Below are 16,423 nucleotides of genomic sequence, written 5' to 3'. Positions count from 1 at the left end.
ATATGTCACTGTTTAGCGTATAGCGCTGAGCGTACAGCGGTAAACGCCTGACGCGAAACGCCAACCGCTCAACATTAAAAATATTCAGGTGCCTATATCGGTGGTGTCCACCTCTTCCCATTCCGAACAGAGAAGTTAAGCCCACCAGAGCCGATGGTACTGCGGTAACACGTGGGAGAGTAGGTCGGTGCCAGATCTTAAAAGAAACCCTTCAGCAGAAATGTTGAAGGGTTTTCTTCGTTTACAGGGGTTTGGGCAGCGGGCGAAGCGCATGGGGCATAGGGCGGTTTCACACCATTGAGGGGTTAAGGAAAGTCAAGTTAGCTGTATCCGCCGAACACACGGATATCCACAGAGACCAGTCCATCATCGTTTATCCATCTTAAGTTGCTATTCTTCTTCGGTCCCAGGTTAAATAGCCCTGATGGGAGCGGCATCCCTTTTGGGCGGGTTAATTTGCCTAACAGATCAGGTTTCCCAAAAGGATAAAGCGTACAGCAGGACAGGACCCAGCCCATACACACAGGAAACTGCGCTTCAAAACCAGAATGTTTTTACACTATCGTGGAGTGCAGAAAAGTTAAGGGATTATTCCATTACGCTGATCTCCGCACAGCACATTCCATCATCGTTTATCCATCTTACGTTGTTATTCTTCTTCGGTCCCGGGTTAAATAGCCCTGATGGGAGCGGCATCCCTTTTGGGCGGGTTAATCTGTGCCTAACAGATCAGGTTTCCCAAAAGGATAAAGCGTACAGCAGGACAGGCCCCAGCCCATACACACAGGAAACTGCGCTTCAAAACCAGAATGTTTTTACACTATCGGGGAGTACAGAAAAGTTAAGGGATTATCCCATTACGCTGATCTCCGCACAGCACATTCCATCATCGTTTATTCATCTTACGTTGTTATTCTTCTTCGGTGCCGGGTTAAATAGCCCTGATGGGAGTAAAACCGACAGCAGGACCGGACCCCACCTAAATGCACAGGAAACTGCGCTTCAAAAAATGAAAGAGATTGTAATTAACAATGCTGTTGTTATACGGCTTAAGCGTTGGCTTCTTCCTTAACTGCCAATTGCCCACAAGCGGCGTCAATATCTTTACCACGGCTACGGCGGATGTTGGTATTAATCCCCTGGCTTTTTAAATAATTAGAAAAGGCATCAATTTTATCTCCTTCTGCATTGGTGAAATCGGCAAAAGAAATAGGATTATATTCTATCAGATTTACTTTACAGGGTATATGTTTACAAAATTTAGCCAAATCCATCGCATCAGAAATTTCATCGTTAAAATGGTTAAAAACGATGTACTCGTAGGTGACTGGATTTTTGGTTTTGGCAAAATAGTATTTTAAGGCTTCTGCGAGTGCTTTTAAAGAATTGGCTTCGTTTATAGGCATGATCTCATTACGCTTTTTATCATCAGCGGCGTGTAATGATAGTGCCAGATTAAATTTAGCCCCATCATCTCCCAATTTTTTGATCATTTTGGCAATACCGGCAGTAGAAACAGTGATGCGTTTGTAGCTCATGTTTAAGCCATCGGGCGCAGTAATACGTTCGATAGACTTTAATACATTGGCATAATTTAGAAGCGGTTCGCCCATACCCATATACACAATATTGGTGAGGGGATTGTTATAATTCTGTTTTGCCTGTTTATCAATTAATACTACCTGATCATAGATCTCGTCAGCGTTTAAATTACGCTTACGGTCCATATAACCGGTTGCACAAAACTTACAGGTTAAACTGCAGCCTACCTGAGAGCTCACACAAGCCGTCATGCGATCTTCCAGAGGAATTAAAACGCCCTCTACAATATTGCCATCAGCTAATCTGAAAGTATTTTTTATGGTATGGTCGTTACTGAACTGAGAGTTGTTGACCTGAACGGCGTTAATGGCAAAGGTTTCGTTCAATACCTTACGGAGATCTTTAGAAAGATTGCTCATCTCCTCAAAACTCGTTGCCGATTTCTCCCAAAGCCACTGATAAATTTGCTTGGCCCTAAAAGCAGGCTGTTGCATGGCTACAAGATGTTGTTGTAATTGAGGTAGATCTAATGCACGAATATCGGTTTTTTTTGCTGTTACCATTTGTTGCAAAGGTACTTAAAAAAGATAGAAGGTAAAAAGGCGAACGGTAAAAGGTCGTTAGATTAGGCCAAATTTTACAATTGGTTAGCTTATCTTCCTCTGCCTCTTGTGTTTGACTTACTTGCAGGTTTACCTTTTGCTGATCTCGAATTTCTGTTCGCGTTATTACTTTTACCACTAGGTTTTGCGCCTGAATGACCAGCTGTTTTTTTGCCAGTAGATTTTTTGATACCGTGTTTAGGTTTGAACACTTTTTTAGGCTGCTCTTCCCTAAGTTCCGGAATTTCCTCCCAGGTGTCTGTTTTTTTCTTGCTGGTACTTTTTGATTTGGGCTTAGCCTCAGAAGACGAATTTTCAATACTCTTCGTAATGGCTTTCACCTCTTCCTCGGTCAGTTCCCTAAATTCTCCCGTGGGGATGCCTTTAAGGCTGATATTCATGATGCGTGTACGCTCGAGTTTGGTTACTTCGTAGCCAAAATGCTCGCACATTCTTCTAATTTGCCTGTTTAAACCTTGAATTAAGGTAATATTAAAAACAAAGGTACTGATCTGGCGCACCTTACATTTGCGTGTATTTACGCCCAAAACAGGAACACCATTACCCATCTCGAAAATAAAATCTTCGGTTATGGGTTTATTAACCGTAACTACGTATTCCTTTTCGTGTTTATTCCCTGCCCTTAAAATTTTGTTAACGATATCGCCATTATTGGTGAGGAAGATCAGACCTGACGAATCTTTATCCAACCGGCCAATGGGAAATATTCTTTCACTATGGTTAATGTAATCGACAATATTATCGCGTACGCTGCCTTCGGTAGTACTGGTAATGCCAACAGGTTTGTTAAAAGCCAGCAGGATGAAATTACTTTCTTCTTTAGGCTCGATATTATGGCCGTTTACCATCACTTTATCGCCTGCAAAAACCTGATCGCCAACCTTAGCCCTTTTTCCGTTAATAAAAACAGTACCCTTTTCAATATAACGGTCAGCTTCACGGCGTGAACATAATCCGCTTTCGCTGATGAATTTATTTAAACGGGTGGCAGCATTATTGTTCATGATGCAATTTTACGGAAATAAATTGTGTTATCCATTCTCAACAGTAGCAACAAATGCATGAACAGTACTTTTAAGCTTTGTTAAAGTTTCGAAATCTGTAATTTCTGCATTATGATTAATTCTAGCTTTTGCGAAGGGAATGAGCTGTGAAGATATTTTAGCCTCAAGTACGGTCAAAATATCTATTAAGGATTGATAGGCTTTTTCACCCTGTGTAGAAGCAACAAGTACTAAAACAGATTTGCCGGACAATGACGCGACACTTACCGTCCAATCGAGCAGGTTTTCTAACGAGCCGGGTAGCCCCATAGCATATTCGGGTGTAGAAATGATGATGCCATCTGCCAAGTGGATGCTTTTTACGAAGATCATGAACAATCTGCGGTGGATCTACCGAATCTAAATCAGGATTGAAATGTGGAATCTCTGCAATGGATGGAAAGTTTGTTACTGCAAAGTCTTCGCCTAGGAGCCGAGAGATAGCTGTTATATAAAGTGAATTAGTTGATATTGCTTTCGTACTGCCTGAAATTGCCCATATTTTTTTCATGACTAAATCTAGCAAAGTCAAAATATACTATCAAGATGGTCTCATAATTAGGTAGTCATTTTAAAATGGCCATCAAAACGCACGAGGTTTCGATAGCCTAATTTGAATGTATTACGAGTTAAAAGTTTTGATCATCTGCACTTGGTCCATAACTTCCCGGAACAGGAATATTCAATAACCTTAAGTAAACACCTAATTGTGCCCTGTGGTGAGTGGTCTGGCTAAGTGAATGACGGATGGTTTCATATTTAGAATAATCGGCTAAAACCTGTTTGCCCATACTCAATACCCAACGCCCGTTCAAATCAGATTCGTCAGCTTTTTCTAAAGCTGCTTTTCCTGCTGCATAATTTTTTTCCAAAATTTTAACCAGGTCATCACTGCTTTCTACAGGAGGTTCTGTGTAGGGTTCAGTTTCAAAATCTAATCCATCTGTCGTTAAAGCCAATGAAACCCAGCGTGGCAGGTCGGTAATATGAACCACAAGCGATTTCATTTTCATGCTTTTTTCATGTGGTGCCCAGTCAAACTTATCTGCGGGCAGAATAGCCAGGAACTTTTTTGTGATGTTAAATTCGGCTTCTAGTTCCTTTAATAATAAATTAATAATATCCATATTCTTCTGTTTTGTTTTTTCTGCCGTGTGTAATTCCATCAGTAATAAATCAGCAATGTTCATGATCTTTGAGGTTTGTTTACACGAAGAAAATACAGGCCACTGACAACCCTATGGCAGCGTAAAAAATAATTTATAAGAGGTCGTCATTTCGGGCGGAGCCGAGAAATCTATTAAGCATAGATCTCTCCATTTCTCTGCGCTTCAGTCAAGATGATGGGGATTTTAATTGAACCGAAATGTAGGGCTTAATAATTTACCGGAAGTAAATGCATATAATCACTTAAAGGCATGTGCTGCATTTTTTTGAAAGGGATCCCCAGGTTTTTAAGGCAGATTATCCTCGTCAGGTTAAAATCCCGATATTCATTCCGATGGTGACACCAGGCAATTAAATGCCAGCTAAAAGCATAGAAAATAAGACCAATGGGCTCAACTTCCCGTTTGCTCATTTCTTCCTTATTGTTTTTATAGTTCAATTCAATGAGTTGTTTTTCGGCAATGGCGTGCTGAATAATCGACAGGTATTCGAAATTAAAACTTAACCGTGCCGGTATTTGCAATTTAATATGTTGATTTAAAGTTTCCAGCTTTTCCTTCTGGCCGGTTTTTAATACCGCCTTTACTTTAGTCAAAGCCGTGGCATAATGGGCACGGATAGAATTATCGGCAAATCCACTCACTAAACTTTCAACCAATAGCAGAGCATTAGCCTCATCCATATTAAAGGATACAGGTGGCAGGAAATAACCCTGTACCAGGTAATAACCTTTATGCTGTTCAAAACTTACCGGTATTCCCTGTTCGCCTAATGCTTTAATATCACGATAAACGGTACGCACACTCATATCAAACCGTTCTGCAATTTTCTCTGCGGTAATGTATTTTCTGGATTGGAGCAGGGTTAAAATTCCGAAAAGGCGGTCTATGCGGTTCATAGTTTATTTTTTGAGGTGATTAAAATTAAAGTTTTTTAATCAACTTTTCTTGTGGTACGTTATTTGTAAAAGATAAATGCATATCAATTCTTTAGGTTAAACCGTTGTTACAATGGATACCCTATATAATCTAAATCAATGGCGGCTGTTATTCAAAAAAGATTCTTCCGGGCAATTAAAGGTAAAGTGATCATCGGTTTTCTGTTTGCCTGTTTTGCGCTGCTCCTGGCATGGGGAATCAGTAAGTTTGCCTTTACGAGGATGCTAGATACCGTTGAAGAAATTTCTGCACCGAATGATCGGTTAAGGATTGTTAATGACCTTTCGCATAAGATAGCCAGATTGGATCAATTGCAACGTGATGAGGCTTTTAACAAACAGGGTACTTATAGTTTTCTTAAAGAATCGCGTAGGTTAAGATCAAGTTTAGATACATTACGTAAGTTATACCGTGGAGATTCTGCGCAGTTGGCAAGGATAAAATCGATCAAAAGTTTGCTATCCGATCGCGATAAGCAATTTGTGAACTACCTGAAGGTGAGAGAAACACTGGTGAACACCAAATCTTTTTCTGATGAGGTTAAGAAATTGAATGAGTTGGTGGCTACACGCAGCAGGCAAACGGATAGCGCTGTATTAACTACGGAAACAACCACATCAACTACTACCGTTGCACCTGAAGAAGAACAAAAATCGAGGGGATTTTTGAGTAAACTTTTTGGCAAGAAAAAATCGGATGTATATAAAATTATTAATGAAGAGTTTAAGGTTAAACGCGATACTTTAAATGCAAAAGCTGAAGATAGTATCATGAAAAGTATGACGGGTTCGTTAAAAAATATCGAGCTGGAACAACGTCAGAAAAGCCAGAAATTTTTAAAGCGGGAGGCCGATTTATCAAGTGCTAGTAATGCCCTAACCGCCAAAATACTACAGATTTTAAGAGAGGTTGAGGGACAAGCGGTAGCTCAGGTAGATTTGAACGGTATCCAGGCTAAAGAAGTAGTGAATGATGGAATTACCCAGATTACAACCATTATTATTATCTTTTTTCTGTTAACGGTTATTTTGCTGTATTTGATTTTGGCAGACATCACCAAAAGCAACAGATATAGAAAAGAATTGGAACTGGCTAAAGATGAGGCCGAGTACCATGGTAAAGCAAAACAGCGGTTCCTGTCAAACATGAGCCATGAAATCAGAACTCCGCTACAGTCTATTTTAGGTTATGCCGAACTGATTACCCAACAGGATGTTCCCAATAAAAAAGATGTAGATGCCATTTACCAATCTTCCATCCATTTACTTCAGATTGTTAACGAGGTATTGGACTATAACCGGATTACTTCAGGAGAGTTTAGTTTCAATAACCAGGTATTCAATATCCGAAAAGCTTTGGATGAGGTTGTTTCGGTCATGCGGCCACTGGCAGAACAGAAGTTACTCCAATTGAACACAGCATTTGATCTTGCTGAGTTAGAATTCGTAAAGGGTGATGCTTTCAGGCTAAAGCAAATTTTGTTTAACTTATTGGGTAACGCGGTAAAATTTACTTTGAAAGGCGAAATTAAGCTTATTGTATCTTACAAAAAGCAAGGAGAGGATCTGCACTTTCATTTTATGGTACAGGATACCGGAATCGGTTTTGAGGAAAAAGATATTCCGAAGATATTTAATGAATTTGAGCAGATAGAATCTCCTGAAAAATATGTTCTTAATCCGGCCGGTACCGGTTTGGGCCTTCCTATTGTTAAATCTTTGATTGAAGCACAGGGAGGAAGGATTTACGTAAAAAGCAAACCGGGCATTGGTACCACATTTAATATTTATATCAAATATGAAAATACCACCGAACGTATAAATGATGATTTAGATTTAGCGCATTATGCCATTGTAAACCCAGGTATGGTGTGGGTAATTGATGACGACAAACTTATCCTGGATTTATGTGGAATGATTTTTCAGAAAAATAAAATCCCTTACAGAAGTTTTACCCGGGTGGCAGATATGCTTCATACTGAACCCGAGGCCGATTTAAAATATGTTTTGATTGATATGCGAATGCCTGAAATGACAGGTTTCGAACTTTGCCACTTATTAAAAAAGAAATTGCCGCAAAATATTAAATTTTATGCCATTACTGCACAGGTGTTGCCCGAAGAGCGCGAAATGGTTTTGAGCGAGGGTTTTGATGGACTAATTATGAAACCGTTTAGAGCGGTTGATATCCTGTCTATTTTTGATAAAACAGAAATATTAACAAACCAGCCCGAATTTGATTTTTCTTCTATTGAAAAAATGACTTTTGGCGATCAGCAGCTACTGGAAAAAATCATTACCCGTTTTAAGCAGGATTCAATCGATGATGCAGCCGAAATTAAAAAGCACCTGGATGAAAACGATCAGGATAAAAGTAGGTTATTGGTGCACCGCCTTGCAGGACGTACCGCGCAGATGGGCTCGAAAACATTAGCCAATGCCCTTAGAACCTTGGAATTGGAGATAGCAGAAAAAGGATTAACAGAAAATATTAAATCTGATGTGTTATCGCAGATCAAAGAACTGGATAATTTAATTGCCTTTATAGAAAAAATCGACTATGCTAATGCCGAATAATTATTCTATCCCATAGCGTTCCATTTTAGCATACAACGTTTTCCTGTCAATATTTAAAATTTTTGCCGCTTTCGATTTGTTATATCTTACTTTGATCAGTGTTTCGGTAATCAATGCTTTTTCATTTTGCTCATTAACAGCTTTGAGATCGGATGAATTACCCGGGGCCGATTGCTGATTTACAGAAATCATCATTTCATCAGGTAAGGCATTAATCTGGGCAATATCGCCCTGGCTCAGTAAAACCATTCTTTTAATCACATTGCTAAGCTCGCGGAGATTTCCAGGCCAATCGTAACTCAACAATAATGCTTTCGCTTCAGCAGAAACACTTTTAACATTCCGGCCTAAATCGCGGTTTGATAAAGTTATAAAGTGGTTAATAAACAGTTCTAAATCTCCACCCCTATCCCGCAACGGCGGAAGTTGGATTTTAAATTCATTTAAACGATGATATAAATCTTCTCTAAATTCTCCCTGTTGCATACTATTGGACAGATCATCATTGGTTGCTGTAATGATGCGGACATTAACGGGAATCTGTTTGGTACTGCCCAAAGGCTGGATCACCCTTTCCTGTAAGGCCCTGAGCAATTTAATCTGCACTTCGTAACTGAGATTGCCCACTTCATCTAAAAATAAAGTTCCGCCATTGGCCGCCTCAAACTGGCCCTTTTTATCATTTAATGCCCCTGTAAATGCGCCTTTAACATGTCCAAATAATTCACTGGCCGCTAAATCTTTGGATAATGCACCGCAATCTATGGCAACGAAAGGTTGATCAGCACGTTTGCTCTGCTGGTGCAGGGTTCTGGCAGCAAATTCTTTCCCTGTGCCACTTTCGCCCTGTATAATTACCGACATGTCTGTGGGGGCTACCAAATTAATATGCTCATACAGCTTATCTGCAATGGCACTTTTTCCCTTTATAAAATCGCTGTTTACTTCTTTTGGTTCAACACTTTTTAAATCCTTTTTAGTCAAAGAATTTTTGATCACCATTAATAGCTCATCTGGATTAACTGGTTTGGTAATGTAATCAAACGCACCTAATTGAATAGATTTTACCGCTGTACGCACATCATTAAAGCTGGTCATGATGATTACCGGAATAGAAAGACCGAAATCGCGAAGATGGGTAAGCACTTCAAATCCGGTTCCATCCGGCAGGCGGTAATCTATTAAAAGTAAATCGAATGTATTGCTTTCAACTTGCTTAAATGATTGCTTTACTTGTGTTACGAGGGTAATCTCGTGACCGTTTTTGGTTAAAAAACCGTCAAGTAATTGGGCAAATGTGGTATCGTCTTCTAAAATCAGGATTCTCGCCATGTAACAAAAATAAGAAAAGCCGGACATAATCCGGCTTTCTTATCATAGGTAGATGTAATTATTTGGGTTTTATTGTACGGGCTTACCGTCTTTATCAATTTTAACAGAACCAGTTTCTGCTTCTTTTTTAACATTGATTAAGTAATATTCTTTAGTACCCTCTTTTACCGACCAGGCTTCTGTAGCGGTCCATCCTTTGTAAGCATCAGATTTTAATGCGGTGGTTACCGGCTCAGGTAATTCTTCCAGTTTAACCGGAGTTTTTACTGCACTATCCTGAACTGCAATAATTGCACCGTTTTTGATTGTATTTACTTCACTTGCCTGTACTGCTGTGAATCCTGCGAATGCTAAAGTAGCGGCTAAAATGATCTTTTTCATGATATGATGTTTTAAATATGTTTGGTAACTCGCGTTACATTAAATACTGATTAATTACAGAGCGCTAATCGATCTTACTCTATTGAACCGGTTTACCGTCTTTATCAATTTTAACAGAACCAGTTTCTGCTTCTTTTTTCACGTTGATTAAATAGTACTCTTTAGTACCCTCTTTTACCGACCAGGCTTCAGTAGCGGTCCAACCTTTATAAGCATCAGATTTTAATGCGGTGGTTACTGGCTCAGGTAATTCTTCCAGTTTAACCGGAGTTTTTACTGCACTATCCTGAACGGCAACAATTGCAGCATTTTTGATTGTATTTACTTCACTTGCCTGTACGGCTGTAAATCCTGCGAATGCTAAAGTAGCGGCTAAAATGATCTTTTTCATGATAAGATGTTTTAAATATGTTTTGTAACTCACGTTACGTTAAATACTCGTTAATTATAGAGCGCTAATTGATTTTATTTATTGAACTGGCTTACCGTCTTTATCAATTTTAACTGAACCAGTTTCGGCTTCTTTTTTCACATTGATTAAATAATACTCTTTAGTACCCTCTTTTACCGACCAGGCTTCTGTAGCGGTCCATCCTTTGTAAGCATCAGATTTTAATGCTGTGGTAACTGGCTCAGGAAGTTCTTCCAACTTAACCGGCGTTTTCACCGCGCTATCCTGAACTGCAACAATTGCAGTAGTTTTAAAATCTTTTACTTCACTTGCTTTTACTGTTGAGAATCCTGCTAATGCTAATACTGTAGCTGCTAAAACGAACTTTTTCATAGTATATATTTTAAAATTTAATTTGTGTAACAATACTTGCTAATGTTTCATAATGATGCCAAATGAAGTGTTCTGATTAAGTATTTGATATTCAGTTAATTATTGTTGTGCCAAAGTATTAACAATGTGGAGTTTGTCTACACTTTGTAGTGAATGACTACAAGTTTAGCAGCTATTTACCTCTGGCTTGGCAGTGTGCTATTGTTTTATTACCGTCAGATCCTGCGGATTTTAAAATCCTTCAAAGTGAAATTGTTAACTATTGCACCTCCAGAGTTCTTTTAGCTGTCCGTTACCTTCTGTCAGCACATCAGAAAAAATAAATTTCAATTTTTGAAAAAAAGAAGAATTTTTTCTATCATTGCAGCCCGATTAAAGCCTCCTTAGCTCAGCTGGTAGAGCAACTGACTTGTAATCAGTAGGTCATTGGTTCGATTCCGATAGGAGGCTCTTTTTCTTTCCCACATTTCCAGTTTCTTTAGAATTAATTTCAAAAATGATTTCTGCATCAAAATAGGTCTGCCACAGAAAAATATTTTATTTGCTCCCGTTATTCCGCTAATTTGCGATATGTTAAAATATTTTTCAGCTGATTGGATCTTTCCTGTTTCCTCCCCACCATTGAAAAACGGAGTGGTAGTTGTAAATCCAGCGGACGAAATTGAAGGAGTGTTAACCAGAGAAGAAGCCGAAAGCCTTAATTTGGATATAGTAAAATATAAAGGGGCAATCGTTCCAGGCTTTATTAATACCCATTGCCATTTAGAATTATCGCATATGTTAGGTCAAATCCCGGAGCAAACGGGTTTGGTAGAATTTGTACAGCAAATTATTAAAAGCAGACAGGGCGATATCGCAGAGATTAAAGCGGCTATGTATGCAGCCGACCAGGAAATGTTCGATAATGGAATTGTTGCTGTTGGTGATATTTCTAATCAAATTTTGTCTAAAGAAGTAAAAGAGAATAGTAAAATCCATTACCATACCTTTGTAGAGGCCATGGGTTTTAATCCCGAAAGGGCCGGTGCCATAATGGATAATGTAAAGGGAATTAAGCAGGATTTTAAACCACTGCCCGTATCTATTGTTCCGCATGCACCTTATTCAGTATCTCCGGCATTATTCGAATTAATAAGGGAAGATGCAGAAAAAGATAATAGCTTTATAAGTGTCCACAATCAGGAGACGGACAATGAAAATGCTTTTTTCGAAAATAAAACAGGTGGATTTTTAGTTCTCTATCAATTTTTAGGACTGGACATCAATTTCTTCGGGCCAACCCATAAAACATCATTACAAAGCTGGCTGCCTTATATCAAGGAACAGAAAGCTTTATTGGTGCACAATACCGTTTCAAACAAAGCTGACATTACATTTGCGGAAGCGAATAACCCGAATTTATACTGGTGCCTTTGTCCGCAGGCCAATTTATATATAGAAAATGCTTTACCTGATGTTGAGCTGTTAATGGACGAAAATGTAAAGATCACCCTGGGAACAGATAGTTTGGCCAGCAACCATCAACTTAATATTCTGTCGGAAATGCTCACTTTACAGAAATACAAACAGGTTCCTTTTGAAAAACTGCTGAGCTGGGCAACCATAAACGGAGCAGAATTTTTGGAGCTTGATCAGCAAATGGGTACAATAGATGTTGGTAAAAAGCCAGGATTGAATTTAATTCAGCTTTCTGCCAATTTTAAAATTGAAAGCGATAAAGTACAGCGGCTGATTTAAAGAAAATACTCATTCTTTAATCACCTTAAAAATCGCTTGTTTTGAAGAGTCATTTTATTTGGTCCTGAGTTTTAATGCTGCTTCTGCCTTATACATAAAAAAGTAGCTTTTTTTAATGTATAAGGGGATGATTTCAATTTGTTTAATGCGATTTTAGAGTTATATAGAATCTTTTCGGAATAAGTGATATTCAATAATTTGCCAACTATTTATAAAGTAAATTCCTTATGAATCCCATCTGTAAACTTTTCAATATTAAATATCCCATTGTCCAGGCCGGCATGGTTTGGTGCAGTGGCTGGAGACTGGCTTCAGCAGTTTCTAATGCAGGAGGCCTGGGCATCATTGGAGCAGGTTCGATGTATCCTGAAGTTTTAAGATCGCATATTCAAAAATGCAAATTGGCTACTCATCAGCCATTTGGTGTTAATATTCCATTGCTCTATCCTAATATCAAGGAAATTATAGATGTAGTAATTGAGGAGGATGTAAAAATTGTATTTTCTTCTGCCGGCAACCCTGCCACATGGACCAGTTTTTTAAAAGAAAGAGGTGTTACTGTTGTTCATGTGATTGCAAATACAAAATTTGCCATAAAAGCCCAGGAAGCTGGTGTTGATGCGATTGTTGCCGAGGGTTTTGAGGCGGGAGGTCATAATGGAAGAGAAGAAACCACGACTATGTGTTTAATCCCGATGATTAAAGAGAAGGTTAAAATTCCGGTCATCGCGGCTGGGGGCATAGCGAGTGGTAAAGCCATGCTGGCTGCATTTGCCCTGGGTGCAGATGCGGTTCAAATCGGTTCAGCTTTTGCGGTGGCCGAAGAATCATCCGCACACGAAGCATTCAAAAATAAAATTATTGCTGCTACTGAAGGAGATACTAAACTGGCCATGAAAAAACTGGTTCCGGTAAGGTTATTGAAGAATGAATTTGCCGATGCTATCGCCAATGCTGAGACTGAAGGCGCAAGCCGGAATGAGCTGGCAGAACTTTTGGGCCATGCAAGAGCAAAATTGGGGATGTTTGAAGGTGATATGGAAAATGGCGAACTCGAAATCGGTCAGGTTTCGGCTATGCTGAAAGAAATCAAGCCTGCAGGAGTTATCCTTGATGAAATATGGCAGGAGTTTAAAGTAAAAATAGCCCAGCTTGCACAAATGCAAAACAAATTGGGTATCTAAATCAATAGTATATTATAATTAAGGCTTATCTCGCCATCTCTATTATATTTAGGACAGATGAATGATTGGTAGTGTTGTTATTCTTTGAATGATTTATGCCACAACAATTAAAGGCTTCCAAATTAACGGTATTGGACTTTTTCAAGTAAAGAAACGGTATGTGAAAGGTTTTGGATCATTTTATCTTTAAGTTCGATCGTTTTGTTTTTCTCACTTAACAGGCTTTTTAGTCTTTTAATTTCTTCTGCCGATGCCTGTGTTTCCTTTTTACTGAGTTCGGAAAACAATTTACCCTTTTCGTAATAACTAAAAAAATTGTAGCCCAGCACCTCGCTCACGGTGGCCAGTAAAGAAACATCAAGGGTAGCACTATTGATGATTTCCTGTGCCTTGCTTTTGCTGATGGCCATTTTTTCTGCAAATATGGAAATGGGAATCTCTTTTGTCTTCATTTCCTTCCAGATCATCAACCCTATATGTACACTCATTATCTTCTCGGTTTTAAAATCCAAATTACCTAAATGTTAACCTATTCCGGAAAAATTAGTGTTAATGATAACCAGTCTAATTATAATTTTGTATAGCGGCGAATTATCTCTTTTTTTATAAAAATTTAAAGACTGAAGTCTGCCAGTAGCGTATAACTGGCAGTTTTGACTTAATAACATTCATATCAGCAATAGATTAAAAATTTAACCAAATTGTATAAGTATGGTTAAGTCAGTTCGGTACCTGCATTAACAGGTGTTAAAGAATTGTGATAATTCGTTTACCTTTGCAACTGTAAACATTTCAACTTTACAACAGCAGATGAAACATCTCAATATAACAGTAACAGGTAAAGTGCAGGGCGTAGGCTTTAGAGAAACGACTAAAATTATTGCCAACCAGATGATGGTAAATGGTTTTGTAAGGAACGAAAAAGACGGATCGGTTTATATCGAAGCAGAAGGTGAAGAAATCTTTTTGGAAGAATTTGTAAACTGGTGCCATGAAGGGCCTGACCGCTCGCGTGTAGAAAATGTGGTGGTAAGCGACGGCGAAGTAAAAAACTATCGTAATTTTGAAGTTTTAAGAAAGTAGCTGTAGCAAGACTACTCAATAGTAATCTAAATATCTTGATACCTGATACTTTTATCCTGATTAAAACAAATGTCTGTATATAAAAAGTTTCTTGGGCAAACTATGATTTATGGTATCAGTACCATTTTTTCGCGGTTGTTCAATTTTATTTTAACGCCTGTTTACACCGGTGTTTTCGCCCCGGGCGTTTATGGAGTTTTCACCAAAATGTTCAGTTATGTGTCCATCATCAATCCAATATTGGCTTTTGGGATGGAAACTACGTTTTTCAGGTATTTAAATAAACATGAGGATCGGAAACAGGAAGTGTACAACAACAGCTTTTTGGTAATCGCTTTTATATCCACCCTGTTTTTAATCACTGCATTAATTTTTTCCGATTTCCTGGCCAGGTATACTTTAGATGGAAACATCGCGGAATTGGCAGATCAAAAATCTTACGTCAATTATTTTGCGTGGATTTTATTTGTAGATGCCATCAGTGTAATTCCGTTTGCCAAATTAAGGGCAGATGGTAAGCCCTTTAAATATAGCTTAATTAAGTTTCTCAATATAGGCACGTTTGTGGGTTTAAATCTGGTGTTCATTTACGTGATCCCATTCCTCATCAAACATGATATATTGAACGGGTGGTTCACTTCATGGTATAAAGGCCGCTGGGTGGGTTATGTATTCGTAGCTAATTTAATCGCGAGCATCGTCACGCTACTGATGCTTATTCCGCAGTTTTTAGAAATTCAGTTTAAGTTTAATAAAAGCTTATTCAATAATATGCTGGGCTATAGCTGGCCCGTGCTTGTGGCTAATTTATCATTTATCATCAATGAAAATTTAGACAAAATTTTATTGGGTAAATACCTGCCGGAAAATATTGCCAACCATGATGTTGGTATTTATGGAGCCGTATGTAAGCTGGCCATCTTCATTAGTATTTTTAATACGGCTTTTAGATTGGGTGCCGAACCTTTTTTCTTTAGTCATGCTAAAAATGCCAATGCAAAGCAGACCTATGCCAATATCCTGTATTACTTTATACTTGCTTTATCCATCCTTTTTGTAGGCTTAACAGCAAATATCGAAATCATCAAATATTTCATCAATTCAAGGTATTGGGTGGGGCTTAACGCCGTTCCGTTTTTGTTGTTCGGTTATGTATGTTTAGGTATTTATATGAATTTATCGGTATGGTACCGTTTATCCGATCAAACCAGGTATGGCCTATATATCTCTTTGGTCGGCGCTGTTTTCACCATCATTATGAACATTATCCTGATTCCTAAATTCAGTTATATGGGGTCTGCATGGGTATCCATGTTTGCCTATTTTATCATCATGGTCATTTCTTATCTACTTGGGCAAAAGCATTATCCTATTCCTTATAAACTCAAAGCAATGAGTATCTATATATTGGTTTCTATTGTATTGGTATACTTATCGTTTTGGGTTTTTAAACGCAATATTTACATCGGGAATGGCATTTTAGTGCTATTTCTCCTGGGTATTTTTTATTTTGAGAAGAATAATGTAGTGAAAATGTTAAAGAAGTAAATCAGCAGAATTAATCATCTCGAATCTCACATCTCAGAAAAAATGGAAATAAAAATCATCAATACATCCGGGCACCCGCTTCCTCAGTACGAAACTGCCCATGCTGCAGGAATGGATTTAAGGGCAGCCATCACAGCAGAAATAGTACTCAAACCTTTACAGCGCTTATTGGTGCCAACAGGCCTGTTTATTGAGCTGCCTATCGGTTATGAAGCACAGATCAGACCAAGAAGTGGCCTGGCCTATAAACATGGCATCAGCATTGTAAATTCACCAGGTACAATAGATGCCGATTACCGTGGCGAAATAAAAGTTTTATTGGTAAATTTATCAGATACAGACTTCAAGATTGTTAATGGCGATAGAATTGCCCAAATGGTAGTGGCCAAACATGAAACGGTGAGCTGGCAGCCAGTTACAGCACTGGGCGAAACGGCACGGGGCGAAGGCGGTTACGGACATACGGGGAAATAGTTTGGAGTTGA

17 protein-coding genes, 1 tRNA gene and 1 rRNA gene are annotated in these 16,423 nt (G+C 38.6%); 9 read left to right on the top strand and 10 right to left on the bottom strand.

The window, feature by feature from the left end; all coding sequences use genetic code 11:
- The first annotated feature begins 84 nt into the window (after nt 1-84).
- A 5S ribosomal RNA gene (rrf, locus tag ABEG20_RS16700) occupies nt 85-196 on the top strand.
- A 228-nt stretch (nt 197-424) separates the two neighbouring features.
- Entirely contained in the window at nt 425-1,072 is a 648-nt protein-coding gene (locus ABEG20_RS16695) for a hypothetical protein (RefSeq protein ID WP_406824396.1), read from the top strand.
- On the opposite strand, the gene rlmN is transcribed toward ABEG20_RS16695, so the two are convergent.
- The 5 genes from rlmN to ABEG20_RS16670 form a co-directional block, all read right to left on the bottom strand.
- Entirely contained in the window at nt 1,050-2,105 is a 1,056-nt protein-coding gene (gene rlmN, locus ABEG20_RS16690; protein WP_406824395.1) for a 23S rRNA (adenine(2503)-C(2))-methyltransferase RlmN, read from the bottom strand. The two genes, ABEG20_RS16695 and rlmN, sit on opposite strands and share 23 nt — an antisense overlap.
- An 89-nt stretch (nt 2,106-2,194) precedes the next feature.
- Nucleotides 2,195-3,169: a 23S rRNA pseudouridine(2604) synthase RluF gene (gene rluF / locus ABEG20_RS16685; protein WP_406824394.1), complete on the bottom strand. Its 975-nt coding sequence runs from the start codon at nt 3,167-3,169 to the stop codon at nt 2,195-2,197.
- Between the two features lie 27 nt (nt 3,170-3,196).
- Nucleotides 3,197-3,541, bottom strand: a complete 345-nt coding sequence (locus tag ABEG20_RS16680) for an NAD(P)H-dependent oxidoreductase (RefSeq protein WP_406824393.1) — start codon at nt 3,539-3,541, stop codon at nt 3,197-3,199.
- A gap of 296 nt (nt 3,542-3,837) precedes the next feature.
- Nucleotides 3,838-4,398, bottom strand: a complete 561-nt coding sequence (locus ABEG20_RS16675; RefSeq protein WP_406824392.1) for a DinB family protein — start codon at nt 4,396-4,398, stop codon at nt 3,838-3,840.
- Nucleotides 4,399-4,583: 185 nt separating this feature from the next.
- Nucleotides 4,584-5,273 carry a helix-turn-helix transcriptional regulator gene (locus tag ABEG20_RS16670; RefSeq protein WP_406824391.1) on the bottom strand — a complete coding sequence of 230 codons (690 nt, stop codon included), beginning with the start codon at nt 5,271-5,273 and terminating at the stop codon, nt 4,584-4,586.
- Between the two features lie 138 nt (nt 5,274-5,411).
- On the opposite strand from ABEG20_RS16670, the gene ABEG20_RS16665 reads away from it, so the two are divergent.
- A complete protein-coding gene (locus ABEG20_RS16665) occupies nt 5,412-7,889 on the top strand; it encodes an ATP-binding protein (protein ID WP_406824390.1) in 2,478 nt (825 codons plus the stop codon).
- On the opposite strand, the gene ABEG20_RS16660 is transcribed toward ABEG20_RS16665, so the two are convergent.
- The 4 genes from ABEG20_RS16660 to ABEG20_RS16645 form a co-directional block, all read right to left on the bottom strand.
- Complete coding sequence (locus ABEG20_RS16660) at nt 7,890-9,221, bottom strand: sigma-54-dependent transcriptional regulator (RefSeq protein WP_406824389.1); 1,332 nt, start codon at nt 9,219-9,221, stop codon at nt 7,890-7,892. It abuts the gene before it with no gap.
- Nucleotides 9,222-9,290: 69 nt separating this feature from the next.
- The gene (locus tag ABEG20_RS16655; RefSeq protein WP_406824388.1) at nt 9,291-9,602 is read right to left on the bottom strand and encodes a hypothetical protein; all 312 of its coding nucleotides are present in this window, start codon (nt 9,600-9,602) and stop codon (nt 9,291-9,293) included.
- A gap of 79 nt (nt 9,603-9,681) precedes the next feature.
- Entirely contained in the window at nt 9,682-9,993 is a 312-nt protein-coding gene (locus tag ABEG20_RS16650) for a hypothetical protein (RefSeq protein ID WP_090982910.1), read from the bottom strand.
- A 78-nt stretch (nt 9,994-10,071) separates the two neighbouring features.
- The gene (locus ABEG20_RS16645; protein ID WP_090498049.1) at nt 10,072-10,386 is read right to left on the bottom strand and encodes a hypothetical protein; all 315 of its coding nucleotides are present in this window, start codon (nt 10,384-10,386) and stop codon (nt 10,072-10,074) included.
- A gap of 377 nt (nt 10,387-10,763) precedes the next feature.
- Here ABEG20_RS16645 and ABEG20_RS16640 point away from each other — a divergent pair.
- From ABEG20_RS16640 to ABEG20_RS16630, 3 genes are all read left to right on the top strand, one after another.
- Nucleotides 10,764-10,836, top strand: a tRNA-Thr gene (locus ABEG20_RS16640).
- A 120-nt stretch (nt 10,837-10,956) separates the two neighbouring features.
- Nucleotides 10,957-12,123: an amidohydrolase family protein gene (locus ABEG20_RS16635; protein WP_406824387.1), complete on the top strand. Its 1,167-nt coding sequence runs from the start codon at nt 10,957-10,959 to the stop codon at nt 12,121-12,123.
- A 227-nt stretch (nt 12,124-12,350) separates the two neighbouring features.
- Nucleotides 12,351-13,307 carry an NAD(P)H-dependent flavin oxidoreductase gene (locus ABEG20_RS16630; protein WP_406824386.1) on the top strand — a complete coding sequence of 319 codons (957 nt, stop codon included), beginning with the start codon at nt 12,351-12,353 and terminating at the stop codon, nt 13,305-13,307.
- 122 nt (nt 13,308-13,429) lie between these two features.
- Here the strand turns inward: ABEG20_RS16630 and ABEG20_RS16625 are convergent, their stop codons facing one another.
- A complete protein-coding gene (locus ABEG20_RS16625) occupies nt 13,430-13,795 on the bottom strand; it encodes a hypothetical protein (protein WP_406824385.1) in 366 nt (121 codons plus the stop codon).
- Nucleotides 13,796-14,117: 322 nt separating this feature from the next.
- Here ABEG20_RS16625 and ABEG20_RS16620 point away from each other — a divergent pair, with 322 nt between their 5' ends.
- From ABEG20_RS16620 to dut, 3 genes are all read left to right on the top strand, one after another.
- Complete coding sequence (locus ABEG20_RS16620; RefSeq protein WP_406824384.1) at nt 14,118-14,390, top strand: acylphosphatase; 273 nt, start codon at nt 14,118-14,120, stop codon at nt 14,388-14,390.
- A 69-nt stretch (nt 14,391-14,459) separates the two neighbouring features.
- The gene (locus ABEG20_RS16615) at nt 14,460-15,938 is read left to right on the top strand and encodes a lipopolysaccharide biosynthesis protein (RefSeq protein ID WP_406824383.1); all 1,479 of its coding nucleotides are present in this window, start codon (nt 14,460-14,462) and stop codon (nt 15,936-15,938) included.
- A 42-nt stretch (nt 15,939-15,980) separates the two neighbouring features.
- Nucleotides 15,981-16,412, top strand: coding sequence for a dUTP diphosphatase (dut, locus tag ABEG20_RS16610; RefSeq protein WP_406824382.1), 432 nt, complete (start codon nt 15,981-15,983; stop codon nt 16,410-16,412).
- Nucleotides 16,413-16,423 lie beyond the last annotated feature (11 nt).

This window comes from Pedobacter sp. KACC 23697 (genome assembly GCF_045348445.1).
GTDB lineage: Bacteria > Bacteroidota > Bacteroidia > Sphingobacteriales > Sphingobacteriaceae > Pedobacter.
The sequence above is the reverse complement of the archived record's forward strand: the minus strand, read 5'-3'. Positions and strand labels throughout refer to the sequence as shown.

What these genes read in the sequence shown, in the direction of transcription:
- ABEG20_RS16695 (WP_406824396.1), top strand. Translation starts at nt 425, where the DNA reads ATGGGAGCGGCATCCCTTTTGGGCGGGTTAATTTGCCTAACAGATCAG.
- rlmN (WP_406824395.1), bottom strand. Translation starts at nt 2,105, where the DNA reads ATGGTAACAGCAAAAAAAACCGATATTCGTGCATTAGATCTACCTCAA.
- rluF (WP_406824394.1), bottom strand. Translation starts at nt 3,169, where the DNA reads ATGAACAATAATGCTGCCACCCGTTTAAATAAATTCATCAGCGAAAGC.
- ABEG20_RS16680 (WP_406824393.1), bottom strand. Translation starts at nt 3,541, where the DNA reads ATGATCTTCGTAAAAAGCATCCACTTGGCAGATGGCATCATCATTTCT.
- ABEG20_RS16675 (WP_406824392.1), bottom strand. Translation starts at nt 4,398, where the DNA reads ATGAACATTGCTGATTTATTACTGATGGAATTACACACGGCAGAAAAA.
- ABEG20_RS16670 (WP_406824391.1), bottom strand. Translation starts at nt 5,273, where the DNA reads ATGAACCGCATAGACCGCCTTTTCGGAATTTTAACCCTGCTCCAATCC.
- ABEG20_RS16665 (WP_406824390.1), top strand. Translation starts at nt 5,412, where the DNA reads ATGGCGGCTGTTATTCAAAAAAGATTCTTCCGGGCAATTAAAGGTAAA.
- ABEG20_RS16660 (WP_406824389.1), bottom strand. Translation starts at nt 9,221, where the DNA reads ATGGCGAGAATCCTGATTTTAGAAGACGATACCACATTTGCCCAATTA.
- ABEG20_RS16655 (WP_406824388.1), bottom strand. Translation starts at nt 9,602, where the DNA reads ATGAAAAAGATCATTTTAGCCGCTACTTTAGCATTCGCAGGATTCACA.
- ABEG20_RS16650 (WP_090982910.1), bottom strand. Translation starts at nt 9,993, where the DNA reads ATGAAAAAGATCATTTTAGCCGCTACTTTAGCATTCGCAGGATTTACA.
- ABEG20_RS16645 (WP_090498049.1), bottom strand. Translation starts at nt 10,386, where the DNA reads ATGAAAAAGTTCGTTTTAGCAGCTACAGTATTAGCATTAGCAGGATTC.
- ABEG20_RS16635 (WP_406824387.1), top strand. Translation starts at nt 10,957, where the DNA reads ATGTTAAAATATTTTTCAGCTGATTGGATCTTTCCTGTTTCCTCCCCA.
- ABEG20_RS16630 (WP_406824386.1), top strand. Translation starts at nt 12,351, where the DNA reads ATGAATCCCATCTGTAAACTTTTCAATATTAAATATCCCATTGTCCAG.
- ABEG20_RS16625 (WP_406824385.1), bottom strand. Translation starts at nt 13,795, where the DNA reads ATGAGTGTACATATAGGGTTGATGATCTGGAAGGAAATGAAGACAAAA.
- ABEG20_RS16620 (WP_406824384.1), top strand. Translation starts at nt 14,118, where the DNA reads ATGAAACATCTCAATATAACAGTAACAGGTAAAGTGCAGGGCGTAGGC.
- ABEG20_RS16615 (WP_406824383.1), top strand. Translation starts at nt 14,460, where the DNA reads ATGTCTGTATATAAAAAGTTTCTTGGGCAAACTATGATTTATGGTATC.
- dut (WP_406824382.1), top strand. Translation starts at nt 15,981, where the DNA reads ATGGAAATAAAAATCATCAATACATCCGGGCACCCGCTTCCTCAGTAC.